This window comes from Nesterenkonia halophila, assembly GCF_009467795.1.
GTDB lineage: Bacteria > Actinomycetota > Actinomycetes > Actinomycetales > Micrococcaceae > Nesterenkonia > Nesterenkonia halobia.
The window spans coordinates 120192-141051 of the sequence record NZ_WIAX01000001.1 but is presented as its reverse complement, the minus strand read 5'-3'; the positions used below and the strand labels follow the sequence as shown (position 1 = coordinate 141051).

Annotated in this window: 16 protein-coding genes; 8 read left to right on the top strand and 8 right to left on the bottom strand. The window is 72.3% G+C overall.

The window, feature by feature from the left end:
- Positions 1-193: 193 nt before the first annotated feature.
- Both GCL72_RS00665 and GCL72_RS00660 read left to right on the top strand, forming a co-directional pair.
- Positions 194-622: a hypothetical protein gene (locus GCL72_RS00665; RefSeq protein ID WP_153142778.1), complete on the top strand. Its 429-nt coding sequence runs from the start codon at positions 194-196 to the stop codon at positions 620-622.
- Positions 619-1125 (top strand): HIT family protein, encoded by a 507-nt coding sequence (locus GCL72_RS00660; protein WP_211364926.1) that lies wholly within the window; start codon positions 619-621, stop codon positions 1123-1125. Before GCL72_RS00665 ends, GCL72_RS00660 begins: the two co-directional genes overlap by 4 nt.
- A gap of 452 nt (positions 1126-1577) precedes the next feature.
- On the opposite strand, the gene GCL72_RS00655 is transcribed toward GCL72_RS00660, so the two are convergent.
- Together GCL72_RS00655 and GCL72_RS00650 are read right to left on the bottom strand one after the other, a co-directional pair.
- On the bottom strand, positions 1578-2615 hold the full coding sequence (locus GCL72_RS00655; RefSeq protein ID WP_153142776.1) for a polyprenyl synthetase family protein: 1038 nt from the start codon (positions 2613-2615) through the stop codon (positions 1578-1580).
- Positions 2616-2626: 11 nt separating this feature from the next.
- Positions 2627-3301, bottom strand: a complete 675-nt coding sequence (locus GCL72_RS00650; RefSeq protein WP_246160950.1) for a demethylmenaquinone methyltransferase — start codon at positions 3299-3301, stop codon at positions 2627-2629.
- Between the two features lie 234 nt (positions 3302-3535).
- Here GCL72_RS00650 and GCL72_RS00645 point away from each other — a divergent pair, with 234 nt between their 5' ends.
- Positions 3536-4858, top strand: coding sequence for an isochorismate synthase (locus GCL72_RS00645; protein ID WP_153142775.1), 1323 nt, complete (start codon positions 3536-3538; stop codon positions 4856-4858).
- A 40-nt stretch (positions 4859-4898) separates the two neighbouring features.
- On the opposite strand, the gene GCL72_RS00640 is transcribed toward GCL72_RS00645, so the two are convergent.
- Complete coding sequence (locus tag GCL72_RS00640; protein WP_153142774.1) at positions 4899-6497, bottom strand: peptide chain release factor 3; 1599 nt, start codon at positions 6495-6497, stop codon at positions 4899-4901.
- Between the two features lie 277 nt (positions 6498-6774).
- On the opposite strand from GCL72_RS00640, the gene GCL72_RS00635 reads away from it, so the two are divergent.
- Positions 6775-7227, top strand: a complete 453-nt coding sequence (locus tag GCL72_RS00635) for a hypothetical protein (RefSeq protein WP_153142773.1) — start codon at positions 6775-6777, stop codon at positions 7225-7227.
- Between the two features lie 100 nt (positions 7228-7327).
- Here GCL72_RS00635 and GCL72_RS00630 read toward each other — a convergent pair whose 3' ends face one another.
- The 3 genes from GCL72_RS00630 to GCL72_RS00620 all read right to left on the bottom strand — a co-directional run bounded on the left by GCL72_RS00630 (position 7328) and on the right by GCL72_RS00620 (position 12505).
- The gene (locus tag GCL72_RS00630; protein ID WP_153142772.1) at positions 7328-9319 is read right to left on the bottom strand and encodes an aconitate hydratase; all 1992 of its coding nucleotides are present in this window, start codon (positions 9317-9319) and stop codon (positions 7328-7330) included.
- 119 nt (positions 9320-9438) lie between these two features.
- The gene (gene menD / locus GCL72_RS00625) at positions 9439-11367 is read right to left on the bottom strand and encodes a 2-succinyl-5-enolpyruvyl-6-hydroxy-3-cyclohexene-1-carboxylic-acid synthase (RefSeq protein WP_170289515.1); all 1929 of its coding nucleotides are present in this window, start codon (positions 11365-11367) and stop codon (positions 9439-9441) included.
- A gap of 46 nt (positions 11368-11413) precedes the next feature.
- Positions 11414-12505 carry an o-succinylbenzoate synthase gene (locus GCL72_RS00620; protein ID WP_211364925.1) on the bottom strand — a complete coding sequence of 364 codons (1092 nt, stop codon included), beginning with the start codon at positions 12503-12505 and terminating at the stop codon, positions 11414-11416.
- A 273-nt stretch (positions 12506-12778) separates the two neighbouring features.
- Here GCL72_RS00620 and GCL72_RS00615 point away from each other — a divergent pair, with 273 nt between their 5' ends.
- Entirely contained in the window at positions 12779-13780 is a 1002-nt protein-coding gene (locus GCL72_RS00615; protein WP_153142770.1) for a phosphatase PAP2 family protein, read from the top strand.
- Positions 13781-13796: 16 nt separating this feature from the next.
- Here GCL72_RS00615 and GCL72_RS00610 read toward each other — a convergent pair whose 3' ends face one another.
- A complete protein-coding gene (locus GCL72_RS00610) occupies positions 13797-14585 on the bottom strand; it encodes an MBL fold metallo-hydrolase (protein ID WP_153142769.1) in 789 nt (262 codons plus the stop codon).
- A 114-nt stretch (positions 14586-14699) separates the two neighbouring features.
- Positions 14700-17021 (bottom strand): rhamnogalacturonan lyase, encoded by a 2322-nt coding sequence (locus GCL72_RS00605; RefSeq protein ID WP_153142768.1) that lies wholly within the window; start codon positions 17019-17021, stop codon positions 14700-14702.
- A 231-nt stretch (positions 17022-17252) separates the two neighbouring features.
- Here GCL72_RS00605 and GCL72_RS00600 point away from each other — a divergent pair, with 231 nt between their 5' ends.
- The 3 genes from GCL72_RS00600 (at position 17253) to GCL72_RS00590 (ending at position 20851) form a co-directional block, all read left to right on the top strand.
- Complete coding sequence (locus GCL72_RS00600) at positions 17253-18734, top strand: alanine/glycine:cation symporter family protein (protein WP_246160944.1); 1482 nt, start codon at positions 17253-17255, stop codon at positions 18732-18734.
- A gap of 176 nt (positions 18735-18910) precedes the next feature.
- Positions 18911-20020, top strand: a complete 1110-nt coding sequence (locus GCL72_RS00595) for a fatty acid desaturase family protein (protein WP_153142766.1) — start codon at positions 18911-18913, stop codon at positions 20018-20020.
- A 102-nt stretch (positions 20021-20122) separates the two neighbouring features.
- Positions 20123-20851, top strand: coding sequence for a class I SAM-dependent methyltransferase (locus tag GCL72_RS00590; RefSeq protein ID WP_153142765.1), 729 nt, complete (start codon positions 20123-20125; stop codon positions 20849-20851).
- Positions 20852-20860: the final 9 nt, after the last annotated feature.

Sequence of the window (20860 nt, the reverse complement as noted above, 5' to 3'; positions counted from 1 at the left end):
CGCCTGCTCGATTACCTCAGAACAGTATGCCGTATTGCACAACGCCCGCCGCCCGGAACCCTGTTCCCCGCGGGCGCCGACATGACGGATCTCACGGCGGATCGCTCCTTCCGCGGCCCCGAGACGAGCATCGCAGACGCCGGGCGCCGACGGTGCCGCGCGCCGTCAGGGCTCCGCCGACTAGACTGGCGCCATGGCGGAGATGCTCCTGGAGAAGTACAAGGGCCTGGTGGCCAAGCACCTCGACGATCGGTGGACCCCGCAGGAGGGCTACACCGCCGAGGAGCTGGCCGATCAGCTCGCCGCCGCGGATCTGCCCGCCGGCACCTCCCTGCCGCTGGCGCTCGAGGAGTTCTACCGGGCGGTGGGCCGCTGCGAGGAGCTCATGGAGGCCCATTGCTTCTTCTTCGACCCCGACGAGTTCATCGTCGAGGACGGCCATCTGCTCTTCCTGGAGGACGAGGACGAGCAGTTCGCCTGGGGAGTGCCCGTCGAGGCGCTCGACGTGCCCGATCCGCTGGTCCGTCGGCGCGCGAACTCCACCGGCGCCTGGCACGACGAGGACGCCACCGTCGGCGAGTTCATCCTGGACCTGCTGGACTTCTCCTTTGAGGAGGAGTGAGCGTGGTCGATCCGTCCACGCTGCACGCCTCCCACCGGCCGCCCGACTACGCCTGCCCCTTCTGCGGCCTGGCCCGCGGCGACGTCGAGACCGGCGACAACCGCTGCGAGCTGAGCGACCTGGTCCACCAGGACGACGAGCTGCTGGTCTTCATGGCCTGCGACGGCTTCGGCCCGCACGAGGGCCATGCGATGATCACTCCGGTGGCCCACCGCGAGGCGCTCTACGACCTCGACGACCACCTGCTGGCCCGGATCGGGGCCATGCAGCGCGACGTCGCCCTGGCGATGAAGCTCGCCTGGAACCCCGAGGGAACCTCCGTCCGCCAGCACAACGAGCCCGCCGGCAACCAGCACGTCTGGCACTACCACCTGCACGTCTTCCCGCGGTACAGCGACGACATGCTCTACCGCCAGCTGCGCCATCCCGTCCCCGTCGACGTGCGGGCGGAGAAGGCCGTGCAGCTGCGCGAGGCGCTGGAGCAGGTGCTCGCTTCCCGCTGACTCTGGTCCTGGGTTCGCTGGTGGTTGCCTGCGGCGCGTCCGGCACCCGCCTCGCACCTTCGCTCCGGCTTCGCCGTCGCCACAAGGGATCCGCGAGGCGGGTGCCGTCCGCGCCGCCTGCTGACAGTTCGCCGGCAGTGCCACGGGGAGACGGCGGGCCGCAGCCATCGCACCCCGTTGCCCCGTCCATGCGTCGCAGGGCTGTGAGATGTCGCAGGGCCACGGGACAGCGACACCTCACAGCTCAGCGATAGGCGGGAGGGACGGGCGTTCGAGTGCGCTCCCCCGGCACTCTGGTGGACCCGTTGCCTGGGCGCGCCGCCGACGGAGCGGCGCGCGGATTCCTTGTGGCGACGGCGCCAGCCGGAGCGAAGGTGTGCGACGCTTCGCCTCCGGCGCGCCCGGGTGACCGCAGCCCCATCAGGAGAGCGCCGCCGGCGAGAGGCAGAGCCTCAGCCCTCGCGGTCCACCACGGCGTCGGCGAAGGCCAGCAGGGCCGACTTGATCGTCGACTCCGGCAGGTCGGTCAGCGCCTCGGCGGCCCGGCGGGACCACTCGTGGGCGATCTCCCAGGCCCGGTCGGTGACCGGATGGGCGACGACGGCGGCGACGGCGGCGGCCAGCGCGTCGTCGTCGGTCAGGTCGCCGTCGACCAGCGCCAGCGCCTCGGCCGCGGCGGCGTCGCCGTCGGCCGCGGCGGCGCGCAGCAGCAGCACCGGCAGCGTGGGCACGCCTTCGCGCAGGTCGGTGCCCGGAGTCTTGCCGGAGGCCTCGGCGTCGGAGGTCAGGTCGATGACGTCGTCGGCGAGCTGGAAGGCCACGCCGACCGCCTCGCCGTAGGTGTCCAGCAGCGCGGCGGTCTCGGCGGTGCAGCCGCCGTAGTGTCCGCCCAGTCGGGCGGCCGCGGCGACCAGCGAGCCGGTCTTGTCGGCGATGACCTGCAGATAGTGGTCGTAGGGGTCCTCGCCCGTGCGCGGGCCGACGGTCTCATGCAGCTGCCCCATGACCAGCCGCTCGAAGGTCCGTGCCTGGACCTGGGAGCCCTCCAGGTCCAGCTCGGACATCATCCGCGAGGCGCGGGCGAGGATCAGGTCGCCGGTGAGGATCGCCACCGAGTTGCCCCAGACCTCATGGGCGGCCGGTGCGCCGCGGCGCACCGGGGCCGAGTCCATCACGTCGTCGTGGTAGAGCGTGGCCAGGTGGATCATCTCCATGACCACCGCGGCGCGCCGGACGCTGTCGTCGGGCCCGTCGCCGAGCAGGGAGGTCAGGATGGTCAGCAGCGGACGGATCCGCTTGCCGCCGGCCTCGGCGAGGTAGCGCGAGGAGGTGTCGGCCAGCTCGTCGTCGCTGGAGAGCGCGGCGAGCAGCTGCTCCTCCACGGAGCTCAGCGCCTCGGAGATCGCCGGAGCCAGACGCTCGTCGTCGGCGAGCGCCTCGAAGCCCGGCGGGAGGCTGAGCGACAGGGGGTCGACTGCGGAGTGGTTCATCGCCGTCCAGCCTATCGGGCGTCGGGCGCGTGCGGCGCGGCCGGCCGGCGCGCATGGTGGATGGCGACGATGCCGCCGGTCAGGTTCCGGTACCGCACCGACTCCCAGCCGGCCTCGGCGACGAGCGCGGCCAGCTCGTCCTGGTCGGGCCAGGCGCGGATGGACTCGGCCAGGTAGACATAGGCCTCCGGATTCGAGGAAACCCGCCGGGCCGCCGACGGCAGCGCGCGCATCAGGTACTCGAGGTACACCGTGCGGAACGCGGCGCAGCTCGGGTCGGAGAACTCCATGACCGCCAGCCGACCGCCGGGGCGGGTCACCCGGTGCATCTCGGCCAGCGCGGCCTCGGTGTCGACGACGTTGCGCAGCCCGAAGGAGATGGTGACCGCGTCGAAGGAGGCGTCGGCGAAGGGCAGGGCCGTCGCGTCGCCGTGGACGAACTCGATGTCCGGCCGACGGCGCCGGCCGACGGCGAGCATGCCTTCGGAGAAGTCGCAGGCCACCGTCTCGGCGCCGGCGTCGGCGAAGGGCTCCGCGGAGCTTCCGGTGCCGGCGGCGAGGTCGAGGACGCGCTCGCCGGGCCGCACGTCCAGCGCCTGGACCAGACGACGGCGCCACAGCCGGGTCTGCCCGAGCGAGAGCACGTCGTTGGTCAGGTCATAGCGCTCGGCGACCTGGTCGAACATCGAGGCGACGTCCTCGGGACGCTTGTCCAGATCGGCCCGGGGCCCGCGGCGCACACGCCGCGTGTCCGGCCGGGGGTCCTGCGCTGCAGAATGCGATGAGCTGGTCACGCCAGCATTGTCCCAGAATCCAGGTGCTCCCGCGCGGAGGGCGTCGCCGGAGGTCAGCGCCGGGAGGAGGCGAGTCTCACAGCCGGTGCGCGACGAGCCCGGAGACGGCGATAGACTTTCTCCGCCATGGAAGCCCCACCGCTGCACTCCGTCGTCCGGGAGGTCACCTTCCCCGACGGCGTCCGCCTGCCCGAGCTGCTGCCGCGGCTGACCCCGACCGGCTGCTGGATCCGCCGCGGCGAGGGCATCGTCGGACTGGGCGTCGCCGACGGCGCGACCGCCTCCGGATCGCAGCGCTTCGTCGAGCTCTCCCGCTGGTGGGAGGAGCGCCGCGCCGTCGTCGAGGAGGCGCCGCGACCGGCCGCACTCGAGCAGATCCCGGGCTGCGGGCCGACGGTCTTCACCTCGGTGACCTACTCCTCGGACTCCGCGCACGCCTCCCACCTGACGCTGCCGGAGGTGGTCCTCGGCGACGTCGCCGGGCACACCTGGGTCACGGTGACCACGGTCGACGCCGACGACGCCGTGGCCGCCGTCCTGGCCCGGCACGGGCTGGCCCTGGGCGAGGACGGGACGCTGACTCCGGTCGACGACGCCCGGGACTCCCCGGAGTTCCCCGCCACCCGGCTGCGCGCCGGGGCGCATCCGACCGAGCACTACCTCGAGGCCGTCGCCGCGGGCGTGGAAGCCATCGAGGAGCGCCGGCTGGAGAAGCTGGTGCTCGGCCGCGACGCCGTCGTCGAGGCCGAGGCCCCGATGCCGCGCGGGGTGATCCTCGCCGGGCTGATCCGCGACTACACCGACTGCTGGACCTACCTGGCCGGCGATCTGCTGGGGACCACTCCGGAGATGCTGGTCACCGTCCGCGGCCGCGACCTGGCCGCGCGCGTGCTGGCCGGCACCGTCGACGGCTCGCTCTCCGCCGCCGAGGCCCGCGAGCAGCTGCTCGACGACGTCAAGCAGCGCAGCGAGCACGAGATCGCCGTGCAGTCGCTGCTGGCCCAGCTGGCCCCGGTGGTCGAGCTGATCAGCGCGCAGAACCCGCCGGCGGTGCTCGCGCTGCCCAACGTCCACCATCTCTCCACCGACGTCACCGGCCGGCTGAGCCGCACCGCCGACGGCACGCTGCCCCCGGCGCTGACCGTCGCCGAGCGGGCCCACCCGACGGCGGCGATCTGCGGGACCCCGACGGCGACGGCGGCCGAGCTCATCGCCGCGCTGGAGCAGCTGGACCGCGGCCCGTTCACCGGGCCGGTCGGCTGGATCGACGCGCACGGCAACGCCGACGTCGGCATCGCGCTGCGCGGCGGACTGCTGGGCGAGGACGACCGCAGCGTGCGGCTCTTCGCCGGCTGCGGGATCGTCGCCGGCTCGAAGCCGGAGTCCGAGCTGGCCGAGACCCGGTCGAAGCTGCGCCCGATGCTCGGCGTGCTCGGAGTCGAGGGCTGAACCCCGGGGCCGGCCAGGCCTCGCGCCCCTCGTTCCTCCCTCAGGCGGCGACCAGCGGCTCCAGAGTGAGTCCTTCGCGAGTGCGCTCCACGCCGCGGACGTGCCAGCGGTCGCGGAAGAGCGCGAGCAGCTCGCCGTCGCCGCGCCGCAGCACCTCCACCCCGCCGATGGCCTCCAGCGCCGCGGCGGACTCCTCGTCGGTGCGTCGGGCGATGCCGTACGGCAGCGTCTCCCAGCGCGGGGCGGAGCGGAACTCGTGGGTCAGCCGGTGCTCGACGACGTCGAACTGCATCGTGCCGACGGCCGCCAGCACCGGGATCTCCTCGCCGCGCCGCTCGGAGCGCAGCACCTGGACCACACCCTCGGATTCGAGCTGCTCCATCCCGCGGCGGAACTGCTTGGTCCGGCCGCGGTCGGCCGGTGTGGCCACGGCGAAGTGCTCGGGGGCGAAGCGCGGCAGGCCGGGGAACTCCACCGGAGGTGCCTCATAGAGCGTGTCGCCGATGGTCAGCGCCGAGGCGTTGACCAGGCCGACGACGTCCCCCGGATACGCCAGATCGGTGAGGTCCCGGTCGCGGCCGAAGGACAGATGGGCGTACTTCATCGCGAAGGGCTTGCCGGTCCGCGCCGTCGTCGCCGTCATGCCGCGCCGGAACACGCCGGAGCAGACGCGGATGAAGGCCAGCCGGTCCCGGTGGGCCGGATCCATGCCGGCCTGCACTTTGAAGGTGAACGCGCTGAAGGGCTCGTCCAGCGCCCGGTCTCGGCCGGCGGCGTCGGGGCGGGGCGCCGGCGACGGGGCCAGCTCGACCAGGGCGTCGAGGATGCGCGGGACACCGATGTGCCGCACGGCGGCGGCGAAGAGCACCGGGGAGGTGATCCCCTCCAGGAAGGTCTCGCGGTCCAGGTCCGCCCCGGAGGCCGACAGCAGCTCGGACTCTTCGACCGCCTGCTCCCAGCCGTCGACGTAGGCCTCAGCGGCCTCGTCGGGCGTGTGGATCTGCTCACGGGCGAGGTGCCGGCCGCCGGCGGAGGGCTCGACGGTGACCAGTTCGCCGCTGCGGCGATCCAGGAACCCGCCGAACTCCCCGGCGATGCCGACCGGCCAGGTCAGCGGAGTCGGCTCCAGCCCGGTCTGTTCGCGGATCTCGTCCATCAGCTCCAGCGCCTCGCGGCCCGGACGGTCCCATTTGTTGATCACGGTGATGATCGGGATGCCCCGATGCCGGCAGACGGCGAAGAGCTTCATCGTCTGCGGTTCGAGCCCCTTGGCCGCGTCGACCAGCATGACCGCGGCGTCGACGGCGGCGAGCACGCGGTAGGTGTCCTCGGAGAAGTCGGCGTGGCCCGGAGTGTCGAGGAGGTTGAGGATCGTTCCCCGGTGCTCCAGCTGCATCGACGCCGAGGTCACCGAGATCCCGCGCTCCTGCTCCATGGACATCCAGTCGGAGACCGTGCTGCCGCGGTCTCCCTTGCCGTGGACATGACCGGCCTCCTGCACGGCCCCGCAGTGCAGGGCCAGCGACTCGGTGAGCGTGGACTTGCCGGCGTCGGGGTGGCTGATGATCGCGAAGGTCCGCCGCCGAGCGGCCTCCTGGGCCGGGTCGGCGCGGTGCTCCGTGTGCTGGTCAGCCGGCATGTCGCTCCTGATCGTCGTGACGGGTGCTGCGGTGCGACGGAGCCCCTCGAGGGGACGCCCCCGCGTGGAACCTACCGCACCGTGAGGTTCTGTCCCAGCGGCAGCAGGCGCGAGGACTGCCGAGCGCAATTTATGGAACGATGATTTCCGAATTTATCGATCTTCCATTTCTGCTTTACCGACCATACTCTGGACCTCGTCGCACCGTGGCGGAAGCTTCTGCACCGCTGGGGCGCGGCGCACCCGAGAGATCACTCGACCGGAAGGACTGAGAACCATGACCCCCTCGAAGAACACCTCCCGCGGCCTGGCTCTGGCCGGAGCCGTCGCCCTGACCACGAGCTTCGGCGTGGCCGGTGCGCACGCCGATGTCCTGGACACCACCACGGACACCACCGTGGAGGTCTCCACCGAGCTCAGCGCCGAGCTGGCCGCGGAGGTCGCCGCCGAAGCCGCCGCCGACGTGCGCGCGACAGTGGAGGCCGAGCTGCAGGCCCTCGTGGAGGCCGGAGCGCTCGACGCCTCGGCCGCCGCCGAGCTCGCCGCCGAGGCCGAGGCGGAGGCCGAGGCCGCCGTCTATGCCGCGCTGACCGCCGAGGGCGACGTCGACGCCTCCGTCGAGGCGGAGCTGACCGACTCGCTGGAGGCGAACATCGAGGCCGAGACGGACGCCGACGTGGAGCTCGACCTGGATCTGGTCGCCACGGTGGACGCGCTGCTCGAGGCCTGAGCTCAGCTCGTCACCACCCCTGGAAGGGCACCGCCTTCAGGGGCCGATCGGGGCCGGAGCGCGGCGAGCGCTCCGGCCCCGTCACGTCTCCGACCCCGGTTCAAGCCTCCGCGGCGGCGCGCTGGGCGATCCGCCCGCCGGCGAGGACCATCTCCACCTGCCGCGCGGAGAGCCGGTGGTGCAGCGCGACCTCGTGCTCGCCGTCGTCGCCGACCACTGTGGCAGGCACCTCGGTGCCGGCGCGCAGCGCCTCGTGGATGCCGCGCAGCCGCAGCCGTCCGCCCTGGGCGACTGCCCGGTAGGCGGCATCGTCGCACTCCAGGGCCAGGACGCCGAAGTTCGCCAGATTCTGCCAGTGGATGCGGGCGAAGGACTTCGCCACCACCACGCGCAGTCCCAGATGCCGCGGGGCGATCACCGCGTGCTCGCGGGAGGAGCCTTGCCCGTAGTTCTCCCCGCCGACGATCGCGTGCCCGCCCTCGGCGGTCCAGGCGCGATCCGGGTAGGTGTCGTCGACCTGGATGTAGACGAACTCGCTGATCTTGGGGATGTTGCTGCGATACGGCAGCACGCGGGAGCCGGCGGGCATGATCTCGTCGGTGGAGATGTCGTCGCCGACCTTCAGCAGCACCGGGACGTCGAGCGCGTCGGGCAGCGGGTCGAACTCGGGCAACGTGCTGATGTTGCTGCCCTTGACCAGCTCGACCTCACGGGCCTCCTCAGGCGGCAGCGGGGCGATGAGCATGTCCGGGTCGACCTTCGGGTCGGCGGGCATCCGAGGCACCGGGCAGGACATCCCCAGGTGCTGCGCCAGCATGCGCGGATCGGTGATGCGGCCGGTCAGCGCCGAGGCCGCCGCCGTCTCCGGCGAGCACAGCCAGACCGAGTCCTCGTCGGTGCCGGAGCGTCCGGGGAAGTTCCGCGGCATCGTGCGCAGGCTGTTGCGCCCCACCGCCGGGGCCTGCCCCATGCCGATGCAGCCCATACAGCCGGACTGATGGATGCGCCCGCCGGAGGAGATCAGATCCGTCAGCCAGCCGCCGCGGACCATGTCGGCGAGGATCTCCCGTGAGGTGGGGTTGATGTCCAGCGAGATGCGCTGGTCGACGTGCCGGCCGCGCAGGATCTCGGCGACGACGGCGAAGTCGCGCAGTCCCGGGTTCGCCGAGGAGCCGACGACGACCTGGTGGACCTCCTCGCCGGCGACCTCCCGGACCGGGGTGACGTTGCCGGGCGACGACGGCGCGGCGATCAGCGGCTCGAGACTCGACAGGTCGATGTGCTCGGTGACGTCGTAGGTCGCGCCGTCGTCGGCGACCAGCGGGGTGAACTGGTCCTCGCGGCCGCGCTCGGCGAGGAAGCGGCGCACCTCGGCGTCGGCGGGGAAGACGCTGGTGGTCGCCCCGAGCTCCGCACCCATGTTGGCGATGACGTGGCGGTCCATCGCGGTCAGCGAGCGCAGCCCCTCCCCGTGGTACTCGATGATGCGTCCGGAGCCGCCCTTGACCCCGTGGCGGCGCAGCATCTCCAGGATCACATCCTTCGCCGAAGTCCAGTCCGGCAGCTCGCCGGTGAGCTCCACGCCCCAGATCTCAGGCATGGTCACGTACAGCGGATCGCCGGCCATGGCCATGGCGACCTCCAGGCCGCCGACGCCGATCGCCAGCATGCCCATCGCCCCGGCGGCGCAGGTGTGCGAGTCCGAGCCGACCATCGTCGCCCCGGGGCGTCCGAAGTGCGCCTGGTGGACCGGATGGGAGACGCCGTTGCCGGCCGCGGAGAACCACAGCCCGTAGCGGCGGGCGGCCGACTGCAGGAAGAGGTGATCCTCGGGGTTCTTCTCGTCGGTCTGCAGCAGGTTGTGGTCGACGTACTGCACCGAGTGCTCGGTGTGCACCCGGTCCAGGCCGATGGCCTCGAGCTCGAGCATCACCAGTGTGCCGGTGGCATCCTGGGTCAGCGTCTGGTCGATGCCCACGGCGATCTCCGCGCCGGGCTCCATCCGACCGTCGACCAGGTGGTCGGCGAGCAGCTTCTGCGCGACGGTCCGCGGCGGGGCGGCGTCGGAGTGATCGAGGACTGACAGGGGCATGACTGACCTCCACGGTGTGCGTCTCGGGTGCGGACGTCCTGGGTCGAGGATGTCCCCGCAGGCGCTGACGGGACAAGGTCCGGCGGCCTGACCTCCGGGGATGAGGCGTCGCAGGACGCTCAGTCGTCGACGACGGCGGCAAGCCGCGCGTGCAGGTCCCGCAGTCCGGTCCGGTCGGTGCGGACTTCGATGACCCGGAGCCCGAGCCGGTCGTCAGGGTGGGCCAGGGCGGCGTCGAGCTGGCCGAGGTTCGTCACCAGCCGGTGCTCGACGCCGTGGCCGGCGGCCAGGGCCTGCAGATCGGCGGTCTGCGGCGTGCCGAAGAGCCGTTCGACCTGGGCCGCCCGTCCGGACCGGCGGCCGACCTCGCCGTGCTCGAGCTGGTCGAAGATCGCTCCGCCGCCGTCGTTGACCACGACGACGTCCACGCTGGGCGCCTGCTCTCCAGAGGGGATGAGCAGCGCATTGAGATCATGCAGGAAGGTCAGGTCCCCGACCAGCGCAGTGACCCGTCGGTCGCGGGCGATCGCGATCCCGGAGGCCGCCGAGACGTTGCCGTCGATGCCGGAGAGCCCGCGCAGCGCACGGATCGGCCCGCGCCCGGCGGAGGCGTCCATCGCCGCAGCGCCCGGCCCCTCCCCCAGCACTCCGCCGAGGTCGGCGGCCAGGTCGACGTCGCGGATCACCGACGACGACCCCAGCAGCAGCGACGTCCGCACCCGCTCGGCGACGGCGGCCGCCGTCCGCACCGAGGTCAGCCGCGGCTCAGTCTCGAGGATCGCGCGCATCCGCCGCAGCGCCGTCGTGCCCGCGGCCGCCCAGGCGTCACGCCAGCCCTCCGGCGCGCTGCCGAGGAACCGGCGCACCGCGTCGAGGTCGGCTTCCGTCCGGCGGGACAGTCGCTCGTCGCTCCAGGGCAGCGGCGCCGGCGCGTACTGGAGGACCTCGACGTCGGCGCGGCGCAGCAGCTGCTGCACCGGCCGGGAGAGCGTCGGCCGTCCGGCGACGACGACCCGGCGGATCCGGCGCGCCAGCTCCCCTGCCGGAGAGCCCTCCGGCGCCGGCAGCAGCATCCGGTGGGCGGGCACCGCACCGTCGACGGCGGCGGTGCGTGCGTCGAAGGCGCCGCTGGTCGGCTCGGCGAGCACCGGCTGGCCGAGCTCGGCGGCGAGGGTGAAGGCCTCGGGCGGAGCGTCGTGGCCCATCACGACCACGGAGGGGACTCCGGCGTCGAGCTGCTGCGCGGCGGCCAGGCCGCGACGGATCTGCTCGCGGGCGGCCTGCCGCTCCTCCTCGCCGAGGCGGCCGAGCAGCTCCTGGCTGTGCAGCTGCTCGAGCGGCCGGCCGGCGTCGCGATGCATCCGCCGGCGCTGGGACTCGTCGAGGATCGGCCGACGGGCCCAGCGCTGCTGGGCGGGGTCGGATCCGCCGTCGAGATCCTGCGGCACCAGCGGGTCGGCGAGGCCGATGTTCAGATGCACCGGCCCCGGTCCGCCCCCGCGGGCTTCGACGGCCTGCCGCATCAGCAGCGCGACCTGGGTCTCGGCGGAGAGCATGTCGTCGCGGGACTCGGGCTCCAGCCGGGTCTCGGCCTGCTCCAGGTGGATCTCGTCGCGCACCCGCGAGGCGAACATGCCCTGCTGCCAGGTGGTCTGGTTGGCGCCGGTGCCGTGCAGCTCCTCCGGCCGGTCGGCGGTGATCGCGACCAGCGGGACTCCGGCCAGGTCGGCCTCCATCATCGCCGGCAGCAGTTCGCCGGCCGCGGTGCCGGAGGTGGTGACCACTCCGGCCGGGGCACCCGAGTCCATCGCGATCCCCAGCGCGGTGAAGGCCGCCGAGCGCTCGTCGATGCGCACATGCACCCGCAGCGCACCGAGGTCCTCGGCCTCGGCGAGCGCGTAGGCCAGCGGCGCGGAGCGGGATCCCGGGGCGAGGACCACCTGGCGCATGCTCAGGCTCAGCCCGCGGACGACGCGGCGGGCCAGCCGCAGCGAGACGGCGTCCTGGGAGTCGTCGAATTCACGGAAGGGCCGCCGGGAGGAATCCATGGCCCCAATCCTATGTCCGCACCCGCCGTCCGCTCCGCTCCCCGGCTCAGCCTCCGGCCAGACCGGCATGCGCGGCCTGCAGCCGACGGCGCCAGCGCGTCTGGCCGGCGGCGTCGAGCCGGTGGGCGGCGAGCAGGCGCTCGTCCGGGGCCGGGGCTCGGGCTGTGCCGGCGGCTCCGGCCGCGCCGTCGACGTCGTGCGGCACGTCCAGGCCGCCGTCGGCGGGGACCAGCGGCGCGGCGACGACGTCGGAGGCCAGCAGCGCGGCGGTGCCCAGCCCGCAGGCCCGCGGCGTCTCCAGCCGCGAGGCCAGAGCGAGTCCGGCGGTGAGCCCGATCGAAGTGTCCAGCGCGGAGGAGACCACCGCATCCAGCCCGGAGGCGCGGACCACCGCCAGCGCGCGCTCGATCCCGCCGAGCGGGGCGACTTTGACCACGATGAGGTCGGCGGCGCCGAGCCGGGCGACCCGCAGCGGGTCCTCGGCCTTGCGCACGGCCTCGTCGGCGGCGATCGGCACCGTGATCCCGCGATGATGCAGCGTCTCGCGCAGCGCGGCGAGCGGCTCGATGCCGGCCACCGGCTGCTCGAGGTACTCCAGCCGATCTCCGGCGACGTCGGCGAGCGCCTCGGCGCCGGCCAGGGCCTGCTGATGGGTCCAGGCCCCGTTGGCGTCGGCGCGCAGCAGCGCCCGCGGCACCAGACGACGCACTTCGGCGAGGCGGGCGACGTCGTCGTCGAGGCTCTGGCCGGCCTCGGCGACCTTCACCTTCACCGCCGGGATGCGATCCAGATCGCCGAAGCCGCGCAGCACCGCCTCGACCTGCTCGGGGCCGACGGCCGGCACCGTCGCATTGATCGGGATCCGGGGCCGCCCGACGGTGCCGAGCCCGCGCCATCCGGCCTCGACGGCGGCGGCGAGCCAGGAGGCGGTCTCCGGCGGCTCGTACTCGCCGAAGGGGGCGAACTCGGCCCAGCCGGCCGGGCCGCGCAGCAGCATCGCCTCGCGCACGGTCTGGCCGCGGAATCGGGTGCGCATCGGCAGCGCGACGGCGACGGCGGAGGCGAGCAGCTCCTCGACCGGCGGCAGGGCGAGCAGCTCGTCCGCGGCGGATCCGGGCAGCGGCGGGATCTCGGACATGCCCCGAGTCTAGGTGTCCTGCGTCAGGACGTCGCCGACGCAGCCCGGCCCGTCGGCGCCCACGCTCACCCCGCCCCCGTCTCATCGAGTGGCCATCTCTGACGGCATCTCGCGCGATGTGATCGGTCTCTCGGGCGGAGATCCCGTCAGGAATGGCCACTCAGTGCGCGGGGAAGACACGAGACGCGTGCGCCGACCCGCGTGCTGCCTGCGGCGACCCGCGAGGCGCCGCCGATCGGTCTGTCGGCGGTGAGGAGCTGAGATACTGAGGACATGTCCGACGCGCACTCCCCTCGCCCGCGCACGCCGGCCCGCCGCACCTGGCTCTGGGCCGCCGGCGTCGTCGTCTGCGCCCTGGTTCTGCTGGCCGTGCACGAGTTCTTCCTGCGCTCGACGGACGGGCGCTGGCTGGAGCAGGCTCTGCTGGAATCGCGCTACTCCGCCATCACCGTCGGCCCCATGCAGGAGTCCACGTTCTTCGACCTGCTCAGCTCCGTGCCCTTGGCGGTGCTGGCGCTCGCCGGGCTGATCTTCGTCGTCACCGTGCTGACGCGCCGCCGCTTCGCCGCCGCGGGGATCGCCCTGGCCACCTTCCTGGGCGCGAACATCACCACCCAGGCGATGAAGGCGCTGCTCGTCCGGCACGAGCCCGAGGGGATGCCGATGTCGAACGCCGCCATGCACGAGTGGTGGTGGGCCCCGGACGTGACGTCCTTCCCCTCGGGCCACGCCACGCTCGCCGCCGGCGCCGCCGTCGCCGTGTTCCTGGTGGTCGGACCGCGGCAGCGTCCGATCGTCGGGCTGTTCACCGGGCTGCTCGCCGTCGTCTCCGGTGCCGCGATCTTCCTGACCGGGCACTTCGCCTCCGACATCATCGCCGCGTACCTCGTGGTCGCGATCTGGGGGCTGCTCGGCGGCTGGCTGGTGATGCGGCTGGGCGAGTCCTGGAACACGCTGACCACCGAGCAGCACACGCCGGTGGGAGCCGGGGCCGGGCTGGCCTGGTTCCTGGGGATCATCCTCACCGCGGCGGCGGTGCTCGCCGTGCTCTTCGCCGGCGGCTGGGAGGCGATCCGTCAGGCCGCCGAGGATCCCAGCGGCTGGCACTGGGTGGCGGGCACACTGCTGCCGGTGGGCCCGGGGATGCTGCTCTGCGGCGCCGGGATAAGCTTCTTCGACGCCGAGACGGGCCGACGCCATCCCGGCGAGCCGCTGCGCACGACGCAGCAGGCATATCAGGTGCCCCCGCAGTTCGGGCACCTCTACGAGGCCTGAGGGCGACCCGCCCCGGTCAGTGGCCCGAGCGCATCCTGGTGATCAGCTCCCGCGACTCCTCCGGGCCGTAGGGGATGATCGGGATCGCCTTGGTCGCGTCGCCGACGGCCTCGCGGATCGCGGCCCGGGAGAGCTGGTGGCCCTGCTGCATGCGACGGCGCATCGCGGCGACGAACTCGGCGTCCACGGGCCGCCCGTGGCCCGGCACGACGATCGCGCCCTCGCCGGCCGCCGCGCGGATGCGCCCCAGCGTGCGCACCCAGTCCTGCGGATAGGAGTCGCGGAAGCGCGGGTCGGTGCCCTCGCGCACCAGGTCGCCGCAGAACAGCACGTCCGGGGCCTCGTCGCCCCCGGCCTCTCCGGAGCGCTCTCCCCCGGCGACGCCGATCACCAGGTCCGCGGCGGTGTGCCCGCGGCCGAGATGCTCGACGTGGACGACGACGCCGCCCAGGTCCAGACTCAGCGGCTCGTCGCCGACGGTGCGGGTCGCCTCCGCCACGCCGGCGTCGCGGTGGGCGATGATCTCCGCGCCGCGGGCGGCCAGCGTGGGCACTGCGCCGGTGTGGTCGGCGTGCCCGTGGGTGCACACCACGGTCAGCGGCGCCTCGGTGATCGCGGCGACGGCGGCCAGCAGCGGCTCGACGTCGCCGTCGGCGGATCCGGGGTCGACCAGCACAGCATGATGCTCGCCGACGACCAGCCCGACGTTCAGCGGAGCGACTCCGTCGACGGCGGCCATGAACGCATGGCCGCCCAGTCGGACGAACACAGGGGCTGCTGCAGATGCGGCGTCGTCGCCGGACATTCGGATCACCTTCCTCACCGAGCGGGTGACCTCATTGTGCCCCCGATCCGCCCCAGACCGCAGGCGGCACCACCGGCGAGCCGGTGATCCGCCCGAGGACGCCGATCACTCCATTCACTCCGATCCCGGCGGCACCTGCTTCCAGTCGATGTCGGAGCCCAGATGGAAGCTGGTGTAGGCCGGCTGGTTGTAGGAGGTCTGCTGACGCGCCACTCCGGCGCGGTACTGCGGGTCGTGCATCAGCGTGTACAGCCGCCGGTCGGAGTCCTCCGTGCTGGTGTAGAGCCGAAGCGCCGAGGAGTCCTCGGTGCGCACGATCATCTCTTCGCGCCAGTCGCCGAGCACATCGGCCACCAGAGACGGGTTGCCCTTGGTCCCGTTGTTCGTCAGCGTGCCCTCGGCGGAGAGCACGGTGCCGTCGGTCCAGTCGACGATCTCCGGGGTCTGCCGCCGGTCGCCGGTGTCGACGCCGGTGATCAGCTGGGTGGTCATGTCCGGGCTCCAGCGGATGGACATGTTCGTCGAGGGCGTCGCGTCGCCGAGGTGCTCGCCGTCGACGCTGAACAGTCCCGTGGGGTCCGGGCCCTCCGAGCCGGAGGTCCAGGCCTCGAAGCCGGGACGGTCCGGGTCGATGTCGCCGACCATGCCGCGGCCGGTGTCCACGCCGGTGTAGCCGCCCCAGAGCACCTCGCCGTCCTCGGCGGCGCGCATCACGTAGCCGTAGGGCGCCCATTCACTGCCCTCGTGGACGGTGAAGATCTCCAGCCCGTCGCGGTTCGGGTCGAAGTCGCCGACGTGCTGGGCGTCGCCGTGGCCCAGCGGGGCCGTCTCGCCGGCGATCTCGCTCTCCGGATGCCCCTCGGCGGCGGTCGAGTAGAGCAGCGAGCCGTCGTCGTCGAGCGTGGCGCCGCCGTAGACGATCTCGTGGCGGCCGTCGTCGTCGACGTCGGCGGTGGAGAGCGTGTGGAAGCCCTGCCCGGCCAGCTCGGCGTGCGCGGCGTTCCGGCCGGGCTTCCCGTGCGGCGAGGCGTCGAAGGGGTTGTCCATCTCCACGTGGCCGGAGTCGGCGAGCCAGCGGGTGCTGATCTGTTCGCCGTCGAAGTCGTAGGCGGCCACCGCCGCGCGGGTGTAGTAGCCGCGGGCGAAGATCGCCGAGGGACTCTGCCCGTCGAGGTAAGCCACTCCGGAGAGGAAGCGGTCGACGCGGTTGCCCGGCTCGATCCGCGACATCGCGTAGTCGCCCCACATCAGACCGTCGTCGCCGCGGGCCGGCTGGTAGTCGACGGTGTCGAGCTCCGCGCCGGTGGCGCCGTCGAAGACGGTCAGATACTCCGGCCCATTCAGGACGAAGCCCTCGAAGCTGCGCAGGTCGTTGCGCTCCGAGCGCGACGGCGCATATTCGTCGATGAAGTAGTCGGCCAGGTCCTCGGCCGCGCTGCGCGTCAGCGGGTACTCGTGGCGCTGCTCGATGCCGAAGGCCTCCTCCAGCGTGGCCGGCCAGGTGCCGTCGACCACCTCGGGGTGCTCGTCCCAGTCCTGGAACATCGCCACCAGGTGGTCGTAGTACTCCTCGGCGCTGAGCCGGTGGTCGTCGTCATGGGTCACCCCGGCGGCGACGTCGTCGGCCGGCAGCGTGATGGGCGAGGACTCGCCCAGCTCGCCGTCCTCGGCGGCCGCGGAGCTGGTGCCCGGGGCCGTCTTGAGCATGATCTCGCTGGTGCCGTCATCGTCGAAGTCCTGCACCAGGAACTGGGTGTAGTGCGCGCCGGCGCGGATGTTCGGCCCCAGGTCGATGCGATTCAGCAGCTCGCCCTCGGCGGTGTAGGTGTCCACATAGGCCGGGCCGGTGTAGCCGACCTGGGAGACGTCCTTGGAGTTGGTGGGATCCCACTTGACCACGTACTCGTAGGAGCCGTCGCCGGTGACGTCGCCGACGCTGACGTCGTTGGCGGTGTAGCTGTACTCCTCGCCGACGGGGGTGGTGCCGCCGGCCGGCTTGGACAGCGGGATGTCGTGGTGGCCCTCGGCCCAGACCTCAGCTTGCCCCTCGGGACCACCGCCTCGCACCGGGCGCACCGTATAGGTGGAGTCGGCGGTGCCCTCGGCGTCGCGGTAGTCGGTGCTGTCGGTGACGGTGGCGATCTTCTCGCCGTCGCGCAGCACGTGGAAGGCCGGGCCCTTCACTCCGTGGCCGGCGCTGCCGGAGGACTCCTCCCCCAGCAGCCGCCAGCTCAGGTGCACTCCGTCCTCGACGGCGACCGCGACCAGGCCGCGGTCCAGCTCCTCGAGCTGGACGTCGCCGCCGGCGCCGGCGGTCTGCGCCGCGCTTCCCGGCGGGGCGGCCGCCGCAGCTCCGCCGCCGAGGCCGGCGACGGCCAGCGAGGCCGTGCAGACTCCGGCGAGCAGGGTGGTGCGAGCAGGTCGTCGGTGCTGCATGGAAGTCCCCCTCGGGTCTCGATGATCTGCATGATCTGCGTCGATGCCTGTGATACCGATCACTGTATGGTGAAACGATTCACGGGGCAACAGCGACGACGACGATCCGCGGCATGGACGCGATCCCGAGGCGCTGCTCGGCGAGCCGCCGCCGCTGCGAGCGTCCATCGGACGGCCGCCGGACCTCTGTGACTGCGATGACATCGGGGTATGCTCCCGGGCACTATGACTATGGACTCTCTCCTCTCGACCATCGGAGACATCGAGACCATCGCCTGGGATTGGCTCGGCATCTGGGTGATCATCGCCGTCGGGATCTATCTGACGATCCGGACCCGCGTGGTGCAGCTGCGCCACATCCCCGGCATGTTCCGGTCGATCGTCGAGAAGGCCCAGCGCGACGAGTCCGGACGGACCCGGTCGCTCTCGGCCTTCCAGGCCTTCACGATCACCGCCTCGGCGCGGGTGGGCACCGGAAACATCGCCGGCGTCGCCGGCGCGATCACCCTGGGCGGTCCAGGTGCGGTGTTCTGGATGTGGGTGATGGCGATCTTCAACTCCGCTGCCTCCTTCGTCGAGTCCACCCTCGCCCAGCTCTACAAGCGCAAGCGCTTCGACACGTTCAAGGGCGGCCCGGCCTACTACATCCAGCAGGGGCTGGGCTCGCGCTCCGGAGGCATCGTCTTCGCGGTGATCTTCATCTTCTGCTTCGCGCTGTCCTTCACCTCGCTGCAGGCCAACACCATCGTCGACGCCGTCACCGGCGCCGCCGAATCGATGGGCGCGGAGAACACCACCGGCCTCACCTGGGGCCTGGCCATCGTGCTGACCCTGCTCACCGGCGTGATCGTCGTCGCCGGCCTGCGCAGCGTCGCCCGCGTGGCGCAGAACGTGGTCCCGCTGATGGCCATGCTCTACATCCTGCTCGGCCTGGTCGTGGTGATCCTGAACATCGAGGAGCTGCCGCGGGTGCTCGGCCAGATCTTCGGCGACGCCTTCGACTTCCGCTCGGCGGCCGGAGGCGCCTTCGGTGCGGTGATCATGGCCGGCGTGCAGCGCGGCATGTTCTCCAACGAGGCCGGCATGGGCTCGGTCCCCAACGTCGCCGCCACCGCCGACGTCTCCCATCCGGCCAAGCAGGGCCTGGTGCAGACGCTGGGCGTCTACCTGGACACGCTGATCATCTGCTCGGTGACCGCCTTCATCATCCTCTTCACCTATGAGGATCCCGTCGCGGCGGACGCGAACCTCGGAGCCGAACTCACCCAGGGGGCGCTGGAGTCGACCTTCGGCACCTTCGGCGCCGTCGCCCTGGCGGTGATCATCTTCCTGGTGGCCTTCACCTCCGTGCTGGGCAACTATTCCTACGGCGAGGCGAACATCCTGTTCATCTCCTCCGGAGAGGGAGTGCGCAAGAGCTTCGCTCTGGTGCTGACCGCCGTGGTCTTCCTCGGCTCGGTCATCACCGTGGACCTGGCCTGGGCCATCGCCGGAGTGACGATGGTGATCATCGCGATGTGCAACCTGGTCGCCATCACCCTGCTCGGCGGCAAGGCCTGCAAGCTGCTGCGCCACTTCGAGGACCAGAAGAAGCGCGGGCTGGACCCGATCTTCGTCGACGAGGACCTGCCCGAGCTGACGAACCTGGAGTGCTGGAGCCGCGAAGACATGGCCGGCAGCCTGGCCCGGCGCGAGACGACGACCTCGCGCTGAGACGGACTGTGACGCCCCGGGCCGGGGCTGGGGACGGCGCCGAGCCGGCTCCGACCAGGCCCTGACCCGCGCGGCGTCGTCGGCCGCTCCCGCGATGGACCCCCTACTGAAGTAGGGGGTCCATCTGGCTCCGGGGCGGGACGCGACGATGGAGAACGTTTCCCTACGGTGACGGTATGACCACCACCAGCACCGTCGAACGCCCGAGGGACGCGCTCCGCGCCGATCCGGTCGCGAGCATCCCGCGCAATCGACAGACCAACGACTTCGCCGCCCTCGCCCGCGAGGTGAAGGACGCCGGGCTCATGGACCGCCGGGCCGGCAGCTACGTGCTGCGCACGGCGATCCTCGGCGTCGCCCTGGTCGGCGCGCTGGCGGCGATGATCCTCCTCGGCGACAGCATGTGGCAGCTCGGGCTGGCCGCCGTCTTCGGCGTGCTGTTCACCCAGCTGGCCTTCCTCTCCCACGACTCGGCCCACCAGCAGGTCTTCGCCAACGGGCGGCGCAACGAGTGGTTCTCGCGCTTCGTGGGCAACCTGGGCGTGGGACTGAGCTACGGCTGGTGGTCGCGCAAGCACGGACGCCACCACTCCAGCCCCAACACCATCGGCCGCGACGGCGACATCGCCACCGGCGCGCTGGTCTTCGTCCCCGGCGAGAACGAGGGACGCACCGGCTTCATGGGCTGGATCACCCGCCGCCAGGGCTGGCTGTTCTTCCCGCTGCTGACCCTCTTCGCCTTCTCGCTGCACTTCCACGCGGTGCACACGATCGCCACCGACTCCCGGGTGAAGCACCGCGTCGCCGAGGGCACGTTGATCGCCGTGCGGCTGATCGGCTTCCCCGCGCTGGCGATCATGGTGATGGGCCCCGGTCTGGGCATCGCCTTCCTCGCCGTGCAGCTGGTGGTCTTCGGCGTGTACATGGGAGGCAGCTTCGCGCCGAACCACAAGGGCATGCCGCTGATCCCGAAGGACTCCAAAGTCGACTTCCTGCGGCGGCAGGTGATGACCTCGCGCAACATCCGCGGCGGACTGCCGATGGAGTGGGCCATGGGCGGGCTCAACTACCAGATCGAGCACCACCTCTTCCCGCGCATGCCCAGCATGAACCTGCGGAAGGTCCGGCCGATCGTGCGCCGCTTCTGCGCCGAGCGCGAGATCCCCTACACCGAGACCGGGCTGATCGAGTCCTACGGCATCGTGATCCGCTACCTGCACCGCGTGGGGCTGGGCTACTCGGACCCGATGGAGTGCCCGCTGATGGCCCAGTACCGGGCGCGCTGATCCCGCGGCGGCGGGTTCTTGCCGATCCGGCAAACGGTCCTGCCGACGCGGCACGGACCGGGCAGAGTGGAGACGTCCCGCCCCGAGGAGAGGACGATCCCCATGCACGACGCCACGCCCCACCACCCGCGCCAGCACCCGCCCCACCTCCACGATGACGCCGTGGAAAGCGTGGGAAAGCACGACCATTCCCACGCGTCCCACGGAGTCATCCCCGAGGGGGAGACCTGGGATGCGATGTACGGCAGTCGCGAGCAGTACTTCAGCGGCCGGGCCAACGACGCGCTGGTCGCCGAGGCCGCCGAGCTGCCGGTCGGCCATGCGCTCGACGTCGGCTGCGGCGAGGGCGGCGACGCGATCTGGCTGGCCGAGCGCGGCTGGCGCGTCACCGGCGTCGACGTCTCCGCCGTGGCGCTGGACCGCGCGAGACAGGCGGCCGACGACGCCGGCCTGGCCGGACAGATCAGTCTCCGACGGCTCGACCTCACCGTCGAGGCGCCGACGCCGCGCGCCTACGACCTGGTCAGCGTCCACTACGTCCCGCTGCCGGTCGACGACGCCGCGGCCGTCCGCGCGCTGGCCGACTCCGTCGCCGTCGGCGGCACGCTGCTGTTCGTCACCCATGATCCCGAGGCGATCGCCCGCCGCCTCCGCGAGGGCAGCACCCGGGCGCCCGATCCGCAGGACTTCCACGGCACCGCCTCGGTCGCCGCGCTGCTCGGCGCGGACTGGGCGATCGAGGTCCACAGCTCGCGGCCGCGTTCCCGGCCGGAGCACGCCGAGCGCGACCATCCCGACGACGTCGCGCTGCGCGCCCGCCGGCTGCGCTGAGCACTGCGG